The sequence below is a fragment of the Acidilobus sp. genome (assembly GCF_049973875.1).
In the GTDB taxonomy this organism is placed as follows: Archaea; Thermoproteota; Thermoprotei_A; order Sulfolobales; family Acidilobaceae; genus Acidilobus.
This window is the reverse complement of sequence record NZ_JBMFJI010000016.1, coordinates 1-15,227: the sequence shown is the minus strand read 5'-3', so window position 1 is coordinate 15,227 and position 15,227 is coordinate 1. Positions and strand designations below refer to the sequence as shown.

Below are 15,227 nucleotides of genomic sequence, written 5' to 3'. Positions count from 1 at the left end.
TCCTCGGTTGCCTTTTCTGGTAGCAATGCTTTACATCTGGTATCCAATATCATAAACGTGCATGTCTACGTTTTAAGATCTGTCAAATCAATACCAACGCTTAAAAAGACTCGTACATACACGGCTTCAGACGTTAGTTCCCTTGGCTGCAGGAGTACAACTACACCTCCGGGACAGCGACCTACCAGAAGTTCTCGGTAGTCGGCTTCATAAACCCGTACTCGTTCAGGCGGGACAACATAACCTACGTGAACACTAGGGAGGTCTACGTGGTGAAGCCCTACGAGATGCTAATGAACGCCACCGGCGGGACCAACTACCTCGCCGAGTTCCAGGCCGAGCCGCCCTCACTGCAGCTCGAGCAGCTCAACGCCGCCTACAGCTACTTCAGCGACAACAGCTCCATAACGGCCGCGCTCCACAACACGTCAAACCCGATAGAGATGGTGGCGGCCCAGCTGACCCTGATGGCCCAGTCGGGCCTCTACGACGGGGCCCTGAGCCAGGGGACCTGGGACCACAGCAGCCTGGACCAGCTGTATGAGATAAGGCTGATGACCGACACGGGCCTCCTGCACACCATAGAGGGCTTCAAGTACCACCTGCACGAGTACTTCATGGGAATGATAAAGTTCAACGTTGAGCCGTGGCAGATAGGCAGCTACTGGCTGGTCCCCTACGACGCCCTCGAGGCCTGGGGCGACCACATACCCTGGTGGCACACGCTCTACAACGCGTCAATAGCCGCGGTGTTCTTCCTCATAGTGCTGTTCCTGCCCTGGATACCCGGGCTGAGGGACCTGCCGGACTACCTGAGGCTCTACAAGATATTCTGGAACAGGTACACCATACCCGAGATGAGGGGGCCGGGAAGAAGGAGGGCAAGTGACCTCCTAGGCTTTTTTAGCAGTGAGAGTTCCCGTTTTTCTCCCATGGAGTCACTATGACCGGCTCGTCCTGGACGTAGGTCCTTCCCAGCTTAAGCGAGAGCTCGGCCTTGCTGAGCTCGTAGCCTATGTAGGCCGCGTGCTCAGCGCTGACGTTAAACCTCCTGACCAGGGCCCTGGCTAGGCTGAGCGCGTGGGACCCCTCGAGGCTCCCGACGGCCCTGCCGTCCCTGTAGAGCGTGACCCTCATCACTCCCCTGGCCGGGTCAGCTGATATCCTGACGTACTCGCCGGCCGAGACCTGGGGCTCCACGTAGCCGACGTGCTCGGCGCTGACCTCCTCCTGGGGCTGGGGAGGGGGCGGGTAGTCCTGCTTCAGCACCAGGAGCCTGCTGAACATGCCCCTCTCGCTGGCCCTGGCTGCGTAGGCGCTCTCAGCCAGCCTTATGGCCTCCCTGGCCTCCGAGGTGCCGTGCACGGACTTGTAGGTCTCCTCGACTACCAGGTACGCTGAGGCCCTGACCTCGACGGCCATAAGGGCCAGGACGGCGTGCACCCCAGCAGTGTCGGCCTCCACCTCCTCCGTGACGTTGGCCGCTGAGAAGAGGAGCGGTGACGAGAGCTCCCTGGAGGCCCTGAGGTACCTCTCAACGCTCTGGGACAGGCCCAGCGGGGGGACGGCCAGGGAGGGGTCAACTATGAGCTTCGCCCTCCCGGCCAGCTCCCTCTCAACGTCCCTGAGCCTGTCCAGGCTGTCGCCGCCCACCAGGAGCGCCAGGTCCCTGGAGAGCAGGTCCTCAACCTCGGGGACCTGGTAGTCGGCCACGCTGAGCCCGTCTGCCCCAGCGGCTATGGCCTCCTCCGCGTAGGCCCTTGAAGGCGCCTCCGCTATAACAGGGAGCCCAAGCCCCTTGGCCTCCCTGACCCTGCGGCGCAGCTCCCCTAGGCTCATGCCGTCCTCGGCCCCAACCATTATGACCTGGGCCCCCTCCTCGACGTACCTCCTCGCCGTGGCAGCGAAGTCCTGGGCCCTGGGGTCCACTTCAGAGAGGAGCAGCACCGGGGGCCCCCTCCTTGGCACCGGGACCTGGCCTATCCTGAAGGCCTCCTCGTAGCTTATGCTCGGCGTCAGCGAGCCCAGCACCTCGTCAGCGGCCTTAACGGTGTCAAGCCTGGCCCCCTGGCTCACGTACTTCAGTGTGACCGGCAGCTCCCCGAGGCTCCTGGGGCCCTTGAAGGCCGGCTTCCCCGTGACCTTGGCGACCTCGGAGGCGTCCCCCCTAACAGTGCCGGGCAGCACAACTATGTCGACGTCCGAGAGGCCGGAGAGCAGGTCCCTCCTGGAGCTGAGCACCGACGCTATGGCACTGGTCGTCAGCAGCGATATGGCCGGCACGGGCAGCGCGACTACGACGAAGTCCTTAAGTCCCCCCTCCTGCAGCACCTCCCTGACCACTGGCTCGGCGGGCCCGCTGGTTATGATGCCGAACTTCAACCGCCTTCCCAACACCTGGACACGGTATCCAGGAATTTAAATAGTTAGTTTTTAAGGCGGGAGGCTCAAGCTTAAGCTTTTATACATTCCCTTACATATAACCACGGTGGTCCTGTTGAAGGCCAACCTGATGAAGGCCTTCGACGTAGACTCCCTCAGCTACGTTGACATAGACGACCCAAGGCCTGGCTACGGCCAGGTTGTAGTGAAGGTCGTGGAGGCCGGAGTCAACCCAATTGACTACTTTGCCGTGAGCGGCATGGGGAGGGTTGAGCCCATGCCCCACATCCCCGGGGCAGAGTTCGCTGGCGTAGTGGAGGAGGTGGGCCCAGGGGTAAAGGACTTCAGGCCGGGGGACAGGGTGGTCGTCTACCCCAGGGTCTTCTGCGGCAGGTGCGACATGTGCATGGGCGGCCACGAGCACCTCTGCAGGTTCGGCGGCATAGTCGGGATGATAACCCACGGGGGCTTCGCCGAGAAGGCGGTGGTCAACGAGGCCAACCTGTTCAGGCTGCCCGACAACGTTCCCTGGGACCTGGCCGCGTCGCTGCCCGTGGCGGCCCTGACCCCCTTCCACGCCCTTCTCGAGGCCGGCGTTGGGCCAGGGGACGTGGTGGCAATAGTTGGCGCCTCGGGCAACACCGGCCAGTTCGCCCTCCAGCTGGCGAAGATCATGGGCGCCAGGGTCCTGGCGGTGAGCACAAAGAAGTGGCCCCTGGAGCTCGGGGCCGACGCGGTGGCCCCGATAGAGCAGAGCTACGACGCCCTGGTCAAGATGACCGGCGGCAAGCTGGCTGACGTGGTGATAGACGCCATAGGCACCCCAACCCTGCCCGTGAGCATGAAGCTCCTTGACAGGAGGGGGAGGCTGGCCATATTCGGCGCCCTGAGGGGCGAGACGGTGACCTTCTCGGTGCCAGAGCTCTACAACAGGGAGGTGAGGGTCATAGGGACGACGGGGGGCACCAGGGCCGAGATGGCGAAGCTCATAGACATGGCCTCGAGGAGGCTCCTGAAGGTCAAGGTGTGGAGGAAGCTGCCGATGTCGCAGGCCAAGGACGCTTTAAGGCTCCTCTTCTCCAGGGAGAGGGACGGAAGGATAATGCTGGTGGGCGAGGAGTGAGCGAGAACGTCATAGAGGTCGCCTCGAGGCCCGTGCTCTCCGTGTCATCGGAGACCAGCGTCAAGGACGCCGCTGAGTACATGGTGTCCCACAACGTCAGGAGGCTCCTCGTCACCGAGGAGGGCAGGGCCATAGGGGTCTTCAGCGCCTTCCACCTGATAAGGATGCTGGCCACTGGCACAGACCCGTCCTCGAGGCCCCTCTCCAGGGCCGGCCTTGACGTGCCCGTCTACGTGGGGCCTACCACGCCCGTGATCGAGGCGGCCAAGGTAATGGCCTCAAGGGACGTCACCGCAGTGCTCGTGGGCCCCGAGGGTTCCCCCCAGGGGATACTGACGACGCACGACGTGGTCTCATACCTGCCCTACGGCGCCGCCGGGTCGGCCTCACTCCACGAGGCGCTGGTGCCAGACTACCCCGTGCTCGACCCCGGGGCCACGCTGCTGGAGGCCGCCTCGGTGATAAGCTCCAGGGGGACTAGCGGCGTCCTAATTGTTGACGGTGAAAGCTTCCTGGGAATAGTGACCGTGAGGGACGTGCTTCAGGCCTACGCCTCCGCCGGGGGCCAGGCGATGTCGGCCAGGGTGGAGGACCTGCCCATGTCGCCAGCCGCCTACATAGACGAGGGCGCCACAGTTGGAGAGGCGGCCGAGGTTATGGAGTCCATTGGCTCAGACGTGGCAGTGGTCTTCTGCGGCCCCAGGCCCTGCGGGGGCATAGACGACATAAGCCTGACCAGGTGGCTGGCCTCCAGGGCTAAGGCTTAAGTTATAGCCTCTCCCCCGCCGCCCGGGGAAGCGCTTGGAGCTCAGGCCCCCGAGGGGCTTCAGGGACATACCGCCCGACCTGGCAATACTAAGGAAGGAGCTCATGGGCAGGGTGGAGGCGGTCTACAGGAGGTACGGCTTCGACCCGCTCGAGACCCCGGCAGTTGAGAGCTGGGAGGTGCTGGCGGGCAAGTACGGCGAGGAGGCCGAGAACAGGCTCATATGGAGGTTCAAGGACCCCTGGAGCGACAGGGAGTACGCCCTCAGGTACGACCTCACCGTGCCCCTGGCCAGGTACATAGCCTCCCACCCCGAGGTACCGATGCCCTTCAAGAGGTACCAGATAGCCCCCGTCTGGAGGCACGACGAGCCCCAGAGGGGCAGGTACAGGGAGTTCTACCAGGCCGACGTTGACGTGGTCGGCAGCCCCTACCCGGAGGCGGACGCCGAGATCATAAACGTGATAGTTGACGCCCTGGACGCGCTCGGGGTCGGCTCCGGCTTCAGGGTGCTCATAAACGACAGGAGGATACTGGCGGGCGTGTTCGAGGAGGAGCTCTCCCTTAAGGACCCGCTGGCGGTCTACAGGGTTATAGACAAGCTTGACAAGGTGGGCGAGGAGGGGGTCAGGGCCGAGCTCGAGAGGCTCCTGGGCGCCCCGGCCGCCTCCAAGGTTATGGAGGTCATCTCCATCAGGGGCGACGTGGCGGAGTCGCTGGACAGGCTCTCCAGGGAGCACGGCTCCAACGCCACGCTCATGAAGGGGGTAGAGCACCTAAGGCAGGTGGCCCAGCTTGTCAAGAGGCCCCAGGCCCTGGAGTTCAGCATGTCCCTCGTCAGGGGCCTTGACTACTACACCGGGCCGATACTTGAGGTGGTGCTCGACAGGCCCAGGATAGGCAGCGTGGCCGGGGGAGGCAGGTACGACAGGCTGATATCGCTGTTCGCCAAGAGGGAGGTCCCCGCAACTGGCGCCAGCATAGGCATAGACAGGCTGATAGACGCCGGCCTGGAGGTGGGCCTCTTTAAGGCTGACAGGAGGACCTACACCCAGGTCATGGTGGTCAACGTGAGGCCCGAGAGCTACGCCTACGCCTGGAGGGTGGCGGACGTCCTCAGGTCCTGGGGATTCAGCGTGAGGGTCGACCTGAACAGGTCTGGCCAGGACGAGCAGAGGAGGAGGGCGCTAAAGCTGGGCGTCCCTGTCGTCGCGTTCGTCGGCCCCCAGGAGGAGGCCTCAGGCTCGGTGACCCTGTACTCGCCATCCAGGGGCGAGAGGCTCACAGTAAAGCTTGAGGAGGCGAGGCAGGCCCTGGAGGGGCTGCTGAGCTGATGATGCCCCTGAGCGAGGCCACAAGGTCGAGCGGGGTCAAGGCCTACAGGCTCAGGCTCCTCATGGAGGCCGGCCTCAGGGTTCCCCCCGGGTTCGTCATGAGCCCTGGCGAGGCGTCCCCGAGGGCTATCGAGGAGGCCTGCTCCTCCTCTGGCTGCTCCTTCCCGGCCGCAGTTAGGATAAGCCCGCCCGAGCTGGGGTTAGCCGAGTTCGCCCTCTCAACCATAGGCCTCAGGGTGGCCGAGGGGCCGGAGGACGTGCCATACCTGGCAACCTGGCTCATAGCGAGGGCCGCAGAGATAACGCAGGCCGCCGCAGGGAGCATGATAATAGTCCAGAGCCTGGTGGCCTCCCCCAAGGCGTCAGGGGCCGCCTACACTGTGAGCCCCGTGACCTGGTCCAGGAGGCTGATAGTTGAGGCCGTGCCGGGCCTCGGGGACGAGTTCATGAGCGTCGGCTCCCCGCACGACAGCTTCACCTTCGACCTCTCCCTGAGGCTTGTGGAGAGGAGAGTCATGAGGAAGGCCTACGCGAGGCGGTACGTGCCCGGCAGGGGAGTCGTGGAAAGCCCCCTGGCCGACCCCTGGGAGCAGTCCCTGAGCGACGGGGAGGCAAGGGAGGTGGCCTCGTATGCTCTGAGGGCCGAGGAGGCCCTTGGAGAGCCCCTGGAGCTCGAGTGGGCCTACAGCTCAGGCCCCTGGGCCCTCGGGGCCAGGCCCCTGCCTCATCAGAAGTCTATGTCAACGTAGCTCCCCTCGGCCGGGGTGTACTCCCCCTTGGACTCGAGGGTGCTGAAGACCTCAGCCACCTCGGAGGGAGGGCCGTTGACAAAGAGTATGCCCACGTCGGCCTCCTCCATCACGTTACCCAGGTAGAGGTAGGCGGCGGTGGTCATGGCGCCCTTCCTCGAGTAGTAGACTAATATCGCCTTGCCCTCCGCGCCCTTGGCCCACTCGAGCAGGTAGTCCATCTCCCTGCTGGCCTCCACGGCGAGCATGGTGTGCCTGGGCGGCATGACTATTATTAGGGCCGAGGCCCTGCTGAGCCTGGCCTCGAGCTTCGGCATCTCAGACCCAACCCTGACCTCCCTCGGGGACCACCTGCTGGTGGCCATGATGACCTCCTGCTTCTCCTTAATGGCCTGGCTCACGTCGGGCCTCTGGACCTGCTTGGCCCTCTCCAGCATGTCCCTGTGCACGTCCTCAGCGCCTATGACTTCGAAGCCGCCGTACTCCAGCGACACTTTCTCCCCAGGAAGCTAGCTGGGGCCCAGCTCTTAACTTTCAATCACAAGGAGGAGGGGCCAGGATTAAAGGGGCCCAGGGCTCACGTGTAGATCTTTATGTACTTACCCACGTAGGGCCTGTCCCTGTCCGCGCTTATGTACTGCCTCAGGGCCCTCCTTATGACCTCGGACTTTGGTATGTTCCTCTTCCTTGAGTACTCCTCAAGGAGCTCGAGGAGGTCATCCTCGAGCTTGAAGCTGAGCACCTTCATGCGTTCCACCTCCTATCTTCACCCTCCAACAGGGCTCCGGTACTACTGCAGTACTACCGGAGGCTTTATTGAAAGTCCCTCTCGGACTACAAGAGGAAACCTGCAATAGGACTCTATGTAGCATAAGAGTATATTAGGCCTCCTGCAGTACTCCTCTTACAACGGGGAGACAGCAGTGCCCACGGTGCACCTCTCGCTGAGCGACGCCATGTACAAGCAGCTCAAGGAGAAGAGCGACGAGATAGGCATACAGATAACTGACCTGATAAAGCTCTACATAAAGATGGGCCTCCAGGGAGGCCTCGCCGCCAGGCAGGAGGGCGCCTCTGAGGTGATGGTAGCCAACCTCTCGAACAGGCTTGACAAGGTGGAGAGGGACCTGAAGCTGAAGGTGACCATGATGGAGGGCAGGTACAGGCAGCTGGAGGAGGCGCTCGACTACATACTCCAGAGGCTTGACGCCCTCGAGGACCTGATAGGTGAGGTTAAGGCTAAGAAGGCGCTGGGCGTCGAGCAGGAGAGCGTCAGCACTTAACCGGCCCGCAGCCCTGCCTCACGAGCCTTCCTATGCCCTCCCTCCTGATGTCGTCGAGGCTCATGGGCCTGGGGCTTGTGGACCCCCTCATGTTGAAGAGGTCGTACTCAAGGTCAAGCTCGGTGTAGACGCACATGGAGTTGAGTACCTGCCTCACCTGAGAGATGCCCATCGTGCCTGAGACCGCCTTGGCCAGAGGGCTCCTGTTGTAGACGGTCGTCGCGTCCATAACGTAGGTCGTTGCCAGGACCGGCGAGAGCCTGACGGTCCTCGTGCCTCCCCTTATCCTCTGGTCCCCCCTCCTTCCCCTGAAGGCCAGCAGGGGCATCAGGGAGGCCTCAGTCTCAATGGCCTTAGTGGCCCTGTCGAGCAGCTCCGCCTCCTCCTCGTTTATGCCGTATATGCCCAGCAGGCCCCCCTGGGCGGCCACGTCAGCTATGTAGGAGAGCACCTGGTCGGTGGAGAGCTCCCCGTCGGCGCCCGGGCCGTGCACCGCTATGAGCGAGTCCACGCCGGCCGAGCCGAGGCCGGCCAGCGATACCGAGTCCGCCAGGGGGCTCCAGAGGTTCTCCTCGCACCCGAGGGCGAGCACGTCCCCTCCCACGTCAACCCCTATGACGAGCTCGACCCCAAGCTGGTCCCTGGCGGCCTCAAGGGCCCTCCTCACCCCCTCGCTCCCCCTGCTTATGTCAACGAAGAGCGCCTTCTCGCCCAGGAGCTCGGCCGCCCTGACTATCTGGGGCCTGACCTGCCTCCCAAACCTTATTGCGTACGAGCTCCCGCTGACCAGGGCCGCCGAGTCCCCGAGTATGTCAACGTCAACCATGGCCTCAAGCGGTATGGGCCCCGGGTACGGGTCTATGGCGTACCTCTCCCAGACCACTGAGCCGAGTATTGGCCTTCCGCCGAACCTCCTGACCTTCTGGTAAAGGTAGATGGCCCCGGCGGCGTCTCCCCCTCCGCCTATGCCGAGCACCAGGACCTTCCTGTTGGCCACGGCCTCCTCGAGGCTCTTGAACTTCAACCCAGGCCCCAGCGAGGCCTGTGCCCTTGCTCTTAAAAGTCTCCACCAGGGCCCTATGATATGGATTCCTCATGTAACGGGAATCCATATCGTGGCTAGAGGGACTGCAGCGTGGCCCCGTCGAAGAGCACCGTGGTGCCAGTGAGGTACTCGGGCGAGAAGGCCAGCCACGCTATGAGCTCCCTCAGCTCCTCGGGCCTCCCGAGCCTCCTCAGGGGCGACATGGAGGCGACCCTGGACCAGTAGTCCTCGGCGCTCACGCCCTCCCTCCTTGCAAGCTCACCTATGAGCCTGTCAGCCCCAGGGGTCCTGAAGCTGCCAAGCTCAAGGACTATGACCCTGAGCGACCCCGGGTAGGCCCTTGAGAAGAGCTTAGCCATGGCCGGGAGGCCGGCCCTCACGACGTCGCTCACCCCTGTGGGCCACATGGGTGACCTGGACGAGAAGCTGGAGACCAGTATCACCGTGGCCTTCCTCCCGTTGACCCTGGCCAGCCTCCCCATGAGCCTGGCCGGGAACACGAGGTACATGGAGGCGGCGTACTGCCAGTCGTCCCAGCTGGCGTCGGCCGGCTCGCAGGGCTCGCAGGGAGGGTTGCCGTAGCTAACGAAGGCCACGTCTATGTCGCCCAGGAGCGACCTGGCGTCGTCAACTACGGCCTCGGACTCCCTTGACGTCATGTCTGCGGGCCTCGGTATTGCCTTAACCCCGTACTTCGACGAGATCTCCCTGGCGGCCTCCTCGAGCCCCGCCCTGTCCCTCGCCACAAGCAGCTCGTCGCACCCCCTCGAGGCCAGGGCCCTGGCCGCCTCGAGGCCTACGCCCCTGCTGGCCCCCGTGACTATCGCGTTGCAGCCCAACCGCGCCCCGGCCCTCTCTGTATTATAAGGAAAATTAAGCCCGCGCCCACAGTTAGGGCTGGGAGCTAAGGCTTTGGGCCAGGCCGTGCTGGAGCTAAGGGACGTGCGGAAGAGGTTCGGGGACAGGGAGGCCCTGAGGGGCGTCACGGTGAGCGTCGGGGAGGGCGAGTTCCTGGGCCTCGTGGGCCCCAACGGCGCCGGCAAGACGACACTCATAAGGGTCTCCCTGGGCCTGCTGAGGAGGGACTCCGGCGACGTAAGGCTGTTCGGCAGGGACCCGTTCCTTGACCCCACAGCGAGGGAGAGCGTGGGGGTCATATTCGAGAGGCCCTCCCTCCCGGCAACCATGCCAGTCATAGAGCTGCTCAGGAGGGCGGCCAGGATCTACGGGGTGCCCGAGTCCGACGTTAGAGAGGCCGTTAAGCTGGCAGGCCTCGAGGGCCACGAGTCCAGGCCCTTCGGCCAGCTCTCGGCGGGCCTTAAGCAGAGGGCGGCCATAGCCCACGCCCTCATAGCCTCGCCCAAGTTCCTCGTAACAGACGAGCCCACCAGCAACCTTGACCCGGTTGAGAGGGCGTCAGTGCTCGAGACGCTCTCAAGGCTGAAGAAGGAGAAAGGCGTGACGATACTGCTCTCAAGCCACGTGCTCTCGGAGGTGCTGAGGGTGGTCGACAGGATAGTGGTGATAAAGCAGGGCTCGGTGGTGGCCCAGGGGGCCCCCGACGAGGTAATAGGGTCCATAAAGGTCGCCAGGGTCAGGGCGCCCGACCCCCAGGCACTGGCCAAGGCGCTAAGCGAGAGGGGGCTCAGCGCGGAGGCCAGGGTGCAGGAGGTCACAGTCAGGCTCAGGGGTCCTGACGACGAGAGGGCCCTCCTTCTTGCGCTGGCTGACGCCGTGGGCTCCGGCATAAGGTACTACGGCATAGACCTGGTGGAGCCCGGCCTCGAGGAGCTCCTGAGGGAGGTGAGCTGATTGTCCATAAGGAGGGACCTTGAGCTGCTCTACCTGGACCTCTGGGACGCCCTCAGGCCGCCGGGCTTCGATATAATGCTCCTCGTGGTCGCGGCCATGGGTGGAGCCCTCTCGGTGCTTCAGCCAACCTCTAGCCCCGTGGCGGCCCTCGGGCCGGACTTCACCTTCAGCCCCGAGTTGCTGGCCCTCTTCGTGACGACCATATACATTGCGATAAGGTCCTCGTCGGACCTGGTCAACGTAGTGCAAGGGGGGATAATGCAGGTCTACATGAGCTACCCCATCTCAAGGAGGGCGGTGGCGGCCGTGCTCTACATAACCAGGTCGCTGCTCCCGGCGGCCATGCTCCTCGGGGTGCCCGCGGTGGTGACCGCCATAATGCTCTACCCAGTGGTGCTCAGGGGCCCCGCCCAGTACGCAGCCATGTGGGCCTCGTACCTGGTGCAGAGCCAGCTCTACGGCACCCTCTTCCTCCTGCTGTCCAGCAGGTTCAGGTCCACGGGCACAGCGATAATTGCGAGCATATCCTTCTACTTCGGCTACGTGGCCCTCTCGGGCATGCTCTACCTGATGGGGCTCCTAGACAACATGCAGTCGCTCGTGAACGCCTCTAACTCCATGGGGTTCTACTTCGACGTCTACTACGGCCTCACGGGGCAGGCGGTCAGCGCCTGGCAGTACCTGGTGGTGCCGCTCTCGTACGCTGTTCTATTAGGCCTCTACTTCTACTACTTTGAGAGGAGGTTCGAGCCGACTTGAGGTGGCTCAGGACAGCCGTTTCAAGGCTGCTGTTCTTCGTCGGCGTCGCGCTGATAATATCAAGCCTGGTGGCTACCTACTACGGCGTCCAGCTGGGGACCTCCTACTCGACTGCAGTGCCCTCGTCGCAGGTGGGCGCGGCGGTTGCAGTGGTGATGCCGACGACCTCCCAGGGCGTCGCCACCGTGAGGGTCACAGGGGCCTCCCAGGTGCTCTACCTGAGTCTTCAGGCAAACCCGATAGCCCTCCTGCCCCAGGTCAAGGGCCTCGGGCTCAAGGTCGTCACGCTGTCAACGGACGAGGACTTCAGGGCCGGCGTGATAGTGGAGGTGGCAGGCCTGCAGGGCAACCCAATATTCGTCGAGGAGGCCTTCCAGAACACTGTGAAGTACTCCAAGCCTGTGAACGGCGTCTACACCGTGAGGGGCGACGTGAACAGCTCCAGCTACCTGGTGGTGGTGGCGGTGCCGGGCAACTCCAGCTCAAACGTGGAGGTCAGCGTTGACTACAGGGTGACGGGCTACGGCAGGCTCTCAAACCTGGGGGCGGTCGCCGGGGCCGCGGTCCTCGTGGCGGCCTCGCTGGCCTACGACCTCCTCAGGAGGGCCGCCTAACGCTTTTATTGCCAAGCCCCCACCAGCCTTGAGGCGAAGTATATGTCGCAGGGCCAGGAGAACGTGGTGCTCATAGGCAAGAAGCCCGTAGTTAATTATATGCTTGCCCTCATAGAGGTCTTCAACTCCTCCCCCTCGGCCGAGGTCAAGGTTAAGGCGAGGGGGAAGGCCATATGCAAGGCCGTTGACGTGATAAGCGCCGTGAAGGCCAGGTACTTCGCTAACCTCTACGTCAAGTCCTTCTCGGCTGACTACGAGGAGGTCGACACTGACAAGGGCAAGGTGAGGCTCCCGGCAGTTGAGATAACCGTCGCCCTCGCCCCTCAGGGCCCCCAGCCTAGTCCCCAGCCTGCAGGCCAAACCTCCTGAGGAGGGACCTGTCCCTCTTCAGCCTCTTGACCACAGCCTTGACTGACTTGTAGTAAGCCAGCAGCTCCTTGACGTCGTTCACAGTGGTCCCGCTGCCAATGGCTATCCTCCTCATCCTCGACCTGTCTATTATGTCAGGGTCGTCAAGCTCCTCATATGTCATGCTCTCTATTATGTGAAGCCACTTGTTGATCTTCTCCTCCCCGAGCTTCACCTGCTCGTCGCCAACCTTGACCGGGAGCGTCGACAGGGGCAGCATCTCCAGGACCCTGCTCAGCGGGCCCAGCCTCCTTATTGACTTGAGCTGGGCGTATATGGTCCTCATGTTGACCCTGCCCTTCTCTATGTCCTCCTCCACTACCTTTACGGCCCTCTCCTCGGCCTCCGCCTCCCTCACCCTCTCGAGCAGCGACCTTACGTCGCCGAGGCCCATTATCCTTGAGACGAAGCCCTGGGGGTCGAAGGGCTCAAGCTCGTCCACCTTCTCGCCGGTGCCCACGAACTTAACCCTGGCCCCGGTGGCCGCCACGGCCGAGAGCACCCCTCCGCCCTTGGCCGTGCCGTCAAGCTTGGTCACTATTATCGTGCCGATGGGGGTCGCCTCGTGGAACCTCCTGGCCAGGTCGAAGGCCCTCTGGCCTATGGCGGCGTCGATCACCAGGGCCACCTCGTCAGGGCTGACGGCGTCCGCGATCCTCCTCATCTCATCAAGGAGCGCCTGCTCATCGCCGTAGCCGTGCCTCCCGGCCGTGTCAACTATGACCACCTGGGCCCCCCTCGACTCGAGCTCCTTGACCCCCCTGGCGGCTATCTCCTCGGCCCTCCCGGCCGGCTCCCCGTAGAACAGGGCCCCCGACATCTGGGCCAGGGTCCTCAGCTGCTCGAGGGCCCCAGGCCTGTAGGTGTCCGTCTCCACCAGGCCGACCCTGTAGCCCCTGGCGGTGTAGAACCTGGCCAGCTTCCCCGCCGTAGTTGTCTTCCCCGAGCCCTGCACGCCCACCAGGAGGATGACCCAGGGCACCTTCCTCGGCTCCACGCTCGGGGGCTCCTCACCCCCGAACACCTTGACAAGCTCCTCATAGACTATCTTCAGGAACCAGTCCCTCCTGCTCACGCCCGGCGGCGGCTCCTGCTCGAGGGCCCTCTGCCTTATGGTGTCGCTGAGCTTCTTTACGAGGGCGACGTTGACGTCAGCCCTTATGAGCTCCCTCTGCAGGTCCCTTATGAACTCCTCGACAGAGTCCTTGTACGTTGAGCCTCCGCCGAGGAACTTCCTCACTGCCTCCCTGAGGCCCTCGAGCACCAAGGTCCTTTCCCTTGGTTTCCCCAGCGATTGAGGCTAATAACCTCAAGGCCTCCAGAGGCCCAGGTGCGGGCCATGAGCTTCGAGGTGAGGGCAGTAACCCTTCACCTTGGCACGGTGGAGGGCGACGAGGTGGCCGAGTCTATCGAGGACGCAGTGAGCAGGCTCCTCGACGCCGTCGACTCCGCCGCCTCAGAGCTGGGGGTCAGGCCCACGTACGCGAGGGTAGCCATACCCGGCCCGGGGGACGCCGGGCTGGGCGGCCTGGCCAAGGAGCTTGAGCACCTGACCTCCCAGGCCTCAATAAGCGTCGGGCAGCTTGACCTGAGCGTCGGCCAGGAGGACCTGAAGGCGCTGGCCTCGGCGGGCCTCTACGCCTCCCTGATGCTCAGGGAGCCCTCGTGGAGCGAGGCCAGGGCCGCCGCCTCCCTCATAGCGGGAATAGCTTCTGAGGACCCGGTTCTCGCCACCAGGGTGGCGGTTAACGTCTCCGGCGAGAGGCACTTCATCACGCCCTACTACCCGCTGGCCTCAGCAGTTCCAGGCAGGGTTGGGGTCACGGCAGCCCTCACCTACCCCTCTTACCTAGCCTCTGCATACAGGTCGGGCGGGATTAAGGGCATGGTCAAGGCTATAGCCGAGGCCCACGGCAGGGCCGAGTCGCTGGCCAAGGCTGTTGCGAGCCGCCTGGGCGCTGAGTACATGGGCGTGGACCTCAGCGTCTCCCCGTGGATGGAGGACTCCTCCCTTGGTCTTGTCGAGGAGGTCGCCAGCGTCAGGATGCCGAAGCCGGGCTTCGTGGTCGGCGTCAGGCTGGTCAACGAGGCCATAGCCGAGGCCTCCAGGGGGCTCAGGACAGTAGGGTTCAACGAGGTCATGCTCCCCGTGGGCGAGGACTCCAAGCTCAAGGCGAGGGCCAGCGAGGGCGACGTGAACGCCAGGTACCTTGCAATGCTTAGCGGGGCCTGCGTGGCGGGCCTGGACATGGTTGCTGTCCCGGCGGACCTGCAGGGTGTTGCGGGCCTCATACTTGACGTGGCCTCGTACTCGAGGGCCAAGGGCAGGACCCTCGGGGTGAGACTCATACCGGTAGACGGCGCCGAGCCAGGGGACAGGGTTGACCTGGGCCGCTTCGGCGACGCGCCGGTGATAGCCATCTAGCCGCCGTAGGTGAACTGGCAGCTGGCCTGGTAGCCTGACGCCGTGAACACGGTCACCGTGTAGGGCTCATACTGGTTAAGCGCCATAACGTACATGGTTATGGGCACGTAGTGCCTGGGAGGTATGTACACCTGCGTGGTGTTCGAGGCGTCCTCGAAGCCGGCGCTGTCATAAAGGTAGGCTCCTGAGACCTCGACGCCGGAGGTGCCGTTGTTGTAGACTATGGCGTAGACCTGTAGCATGCCCTGTTGCGTGGCCACGGCGCCGCAGGAGAGCAGCGTGACCCTCTGCTGCGTTATCGCTATGCCTGGGGCCCCTATCCTTGAGGCTATTATGGGCGACAGTCTGACCAACATCAGGGCTATGAGCACCGCCGCGGCGAACATGGCTATAGCGGCCAAGTTCTCCCTCACAGGGAGCCCCGGCAGCCTTGGCCTCCTCAAGCCCAGTACCGTAATACCCTGCAGGGCCTGAGGTATTACAGGGGTCAGCCTAGGCCCCTCACACTTGTCAAGTGGCCCCACGTG

At 63.7% G+C, this 15,227-nt stretch carries 18 protein-coding genes; 11 read left to right on the top strand and 7 right to left on the bottom strand.

Annotated elements, in window-relative coordinates; translation table 11 throughout:
• The first annotated feature begins 248 nt into the window (after window positions 1–248).
• Window positions 249–947: a hypothetical protein gene (locus ACP5H1_RS06210; protein ID WP_427973034.1), complete on the top strand. Its 699-nt coding sequence runs from the start codon at window positions 249–251 to the stop codon at window positions 945–947.
• On the opposite strand, the gene ACP5H1_RS06205 is transcribed toward ACP5H1_RS06210, so the two are convergent.
• The gene (locus ACP5H1_RS06205) at window positions 904–2,394 is read right to left on the bottom strand and encodes a dihydropteroate synthase-like protein (protein WP_427973032.1); all 1,491 of its coding nucleotides are present in this window, start codon (window positions 2,392–2,394) and stop codon (window positions 904–906) included. The two genes, ACP5H1_RS06210 and ACP5H1_RS06205, sit on opposite strands and share 44 nt — an antisense overlap.
• Before the next feature lie 94 nt (window positions 2,395–2,488).
• Between ACP5H1_RS06205 and ACP5H1_RS06200 the strand changes: the two genes are divergently transcribed.
• The 4 genes from ACP5H1_RS06200 to ACP5H1_RS06185 are packed head-to-tail and all read left to right on the top strand — an operon-like array spanning window position 2,489 to window position 6,354.
• On the top strand, window positions 2,489–3,505 hold the full coding sequence (locus tag ACP5H1_RS06200) for an alcohol dehydrogenase catalytic domain-containing protein (RefSeq protein WP_427973030.1): 1,017 nt from the start codon (window positions 2,489–2,491) through the stop codon (window positions 3,503–3,505).
• Complete coding sequence (locus ACP5H1_RS06195) at window positions 3,502–4,272, top strand: CBS domain-containing protein (RefSeq protein WP_427973028.1); 771 nt, start codon at window positions 3,502–3,504, stop codon at window positions 4,270–4,272. The genes ACP5H1_RS06200 and ACP5H1_RS06195 overlap by 4 nt, the downstream gene beginning before the upstream one ends.
• Before the next feature lie 34 nt (window positions 4,273–4,306).
• Window positions 4,307–5,605: a histidine--tRNA ligase gene (hisS, locus tag ACP5H1_RS06190; protein ID WP_427973026.1), complete on the top strand. Its 1,299-nt coding sequence runs from the start codon at window positions 4,307–4,309 to the stop codon at window positions 5,603–5,605.
• A complete protein-coding gene (locus ACP5H1_RS06185) occupies window positions 5,605–6,354 on the top strand; it encodes a PEP/pyruvate-binding domain-containing protein (RefSeq protein ID WP_427973023.1) in 750 nt (249 codons plus the stop codon). The genes hisS and ACP5H1_RS06185 overlap by 1 nt, the downstream gene beginning before the upstream one ends.
• Here ACP5H1_RS06185 and ACP5H1_RS06180 read toward each other — a convergent pair.
• Complete coding sequence (locus tag ACP5H1_RS06180; RefSeq protein ID WP_427973020.1) at window positions 6,333–6,848, bottom strand: hypothetical protein; 516 nt, start codon at window positions 6,846–6,848, stop codon at window positions 6,333–6,335. The two genes, ACP5H1_RS06185 and ACP5H1_RS06180, sit on opposite strands and share 22 nt — an antisense overlap.
• Before the next feature lie 83 nt (window positions 6,849–6,931).
• Window positions 6,932–7,102, bottom strand: a complete 171-nt coding sequence (locus ACP5H1_RS06175; protein WP_013267398.1) for a ribbon-helix-helix protein, CopG family — start codon at window positions 7,100–7,102, stop codon at window positions 6,932–6,934.
• Window positions 7,103–7,277: 175 nt separating this feature from the next.
• Between ACP5H1_RS06175 and ACP5H1_RS06170 the strand changes: the two genes are divergently transcribed.
• Entirely contained in the window at window positions 7,278–7,637 is a 360-nt protein-coding gene (locus ACP5H1_RS06170; protein ID WP_427973016.1) for a hypothetical protein, read from the top strand.
• Here ACP5H1_RS06170 and ACP5H1_RS06165 read toward each other — a convergent pair.
• Both ACP5H1_RS06165 and ACP5H1_RS06160 read right to left on the bottom strand, forming a co-directional pair.
• The gene (locus tag ACP5H1_RS06165; RefSeq protein WP_427973014.1) at window positions 7,627–8,661 is read right to left on the bottom strand and encodes a DUF1152 domain-containing protein; all 1,035 of its coding nucleotides are present in this window, start codon (window positions 8,659–8,661) and stop codon (window positions 7,627–7,629) included. The genes ACP5H1_RS06170 and ACP5H1_RS06165 overlap by 11 nt on opposite strands.
• A 95-nt stretch (window positions 8,662–8,756) precedes the next feature.
• Window positions 8,757–9,521 carry an SDR family oxidoreductase gene (locus tag ACP5H1_RS06160; RefSeq protein WP_427973011.1) on the bottom strand — a complete coding sequence of 255 codons (765 nt, stop codon included), beginning with the start codon at window positions 9,519–9,521 and terminating at the stop codon, window positions 8,757–8,759.
• 73 nt (window positions 9,522–9,594) lie between these two features.
• On the opposite strand from ACP5H1_RS06160, the gene ACP5H1_RS06155 reads away from it, so the two are divergent.
• From ACP5H1_RS06155 to ACP5H1_RS06140, 4 genes are read left to right on the top strand one after another with little or no spacing between them, the layout of a single operon-like run.
• Window positions 9,595–10,494 (top strand): ABC transporter ATP-binding protein, encoded by a 900-nt coding sequence (locus ACP5H1_RS06155; protein ID WP_427973008.1) that lies wholly within the window; start codon window positions 9,595–9,597, stop codon window positions 10,492–10,494.
• Window positions 10,495–11,253: a hypothetical protein gene (locus ACP5H1_RS06150; protein WP_427973006.1), complete on the top strand. Its 759-nt coding sequence runs from the start codon at window positions 10,495–10,497 to the stop codon at window positions 11,251–11,253.
• Window positions 11,250–11,867 carry a hypothetical protein gene (locus ACP5H1_RS06145; protein ID WP_427973003.1) on the top strand — a complete coding sequence of 206 codons (618 nt, stop codon included), beginning with the start codon at window positions 11,250–11,252 and terminating at the stop codon, window positions 11,865–11,867. Before ACP5H1_RS06150 ends, ACP5H1_RS06145 begins: the two co-directional genes overlap by 4 nt.
• 42 nt (window positions 11,868–11,909) lie before the next feature.
• Window positions 11,910–12,236 (top strand): RNA-binding protein, encoded by a 327-nt coding sequence (locus ACP5H1_RS06140; protein WP_427973001.1) that lies wholly within the window; start codon window positions 11,910–11,912, stop codon window positions 12,234–12,236.
• Here the strand turns inward: ACP5H1_RS06140 and ACP5H1_RS06135 are convergent.
• A complete protein-coding gene (locus ACP5H1_RS06135) occupies window positions 12,205–13,539 on the bottom strand; it encodes a signal recognition particle protein Srp54 (protein WP_427973073.1) in 1,335 nt (444 codons plus the stop codon). The two genes, ACP5H1_RS06140 and ACP5H1_RS06135, sit on opposite strands and share 32 nt — an antisense overlap.
• A 75-nt stretch (window positions 13,540–13,614) precedes the next feature.
• Here ACP5H1_RS06135 and ACP5H1_RS06130 point away from each other — a divergent pair, with 75 nt between their 5' ends.
• Complete coding sequence (locus tag ACP5H1_RS06130; protein WP_427972999.1) at window positions 13,615–14,700, top strand: DUF711 family protein; 1,086 nt, start codon at window positions 13,615–13,617, stop codon at window positions 14,698–14,700.
• Here ACP5H1_RS06130 and ACP5H1_RS06125 read toward each other — a convergent pair.
• Window positions 14,697–15,227: hypothetical protein (locus tag ACP5H1_RS06125; protein ID WP_427972996.1), on the bottom strand; the 531-nt coding region annotated here is incomplete at its 5' end. The genes ACP5H1_RS06130 and ACP5H1_RS06125 overlap by 4 nt on opposite strands.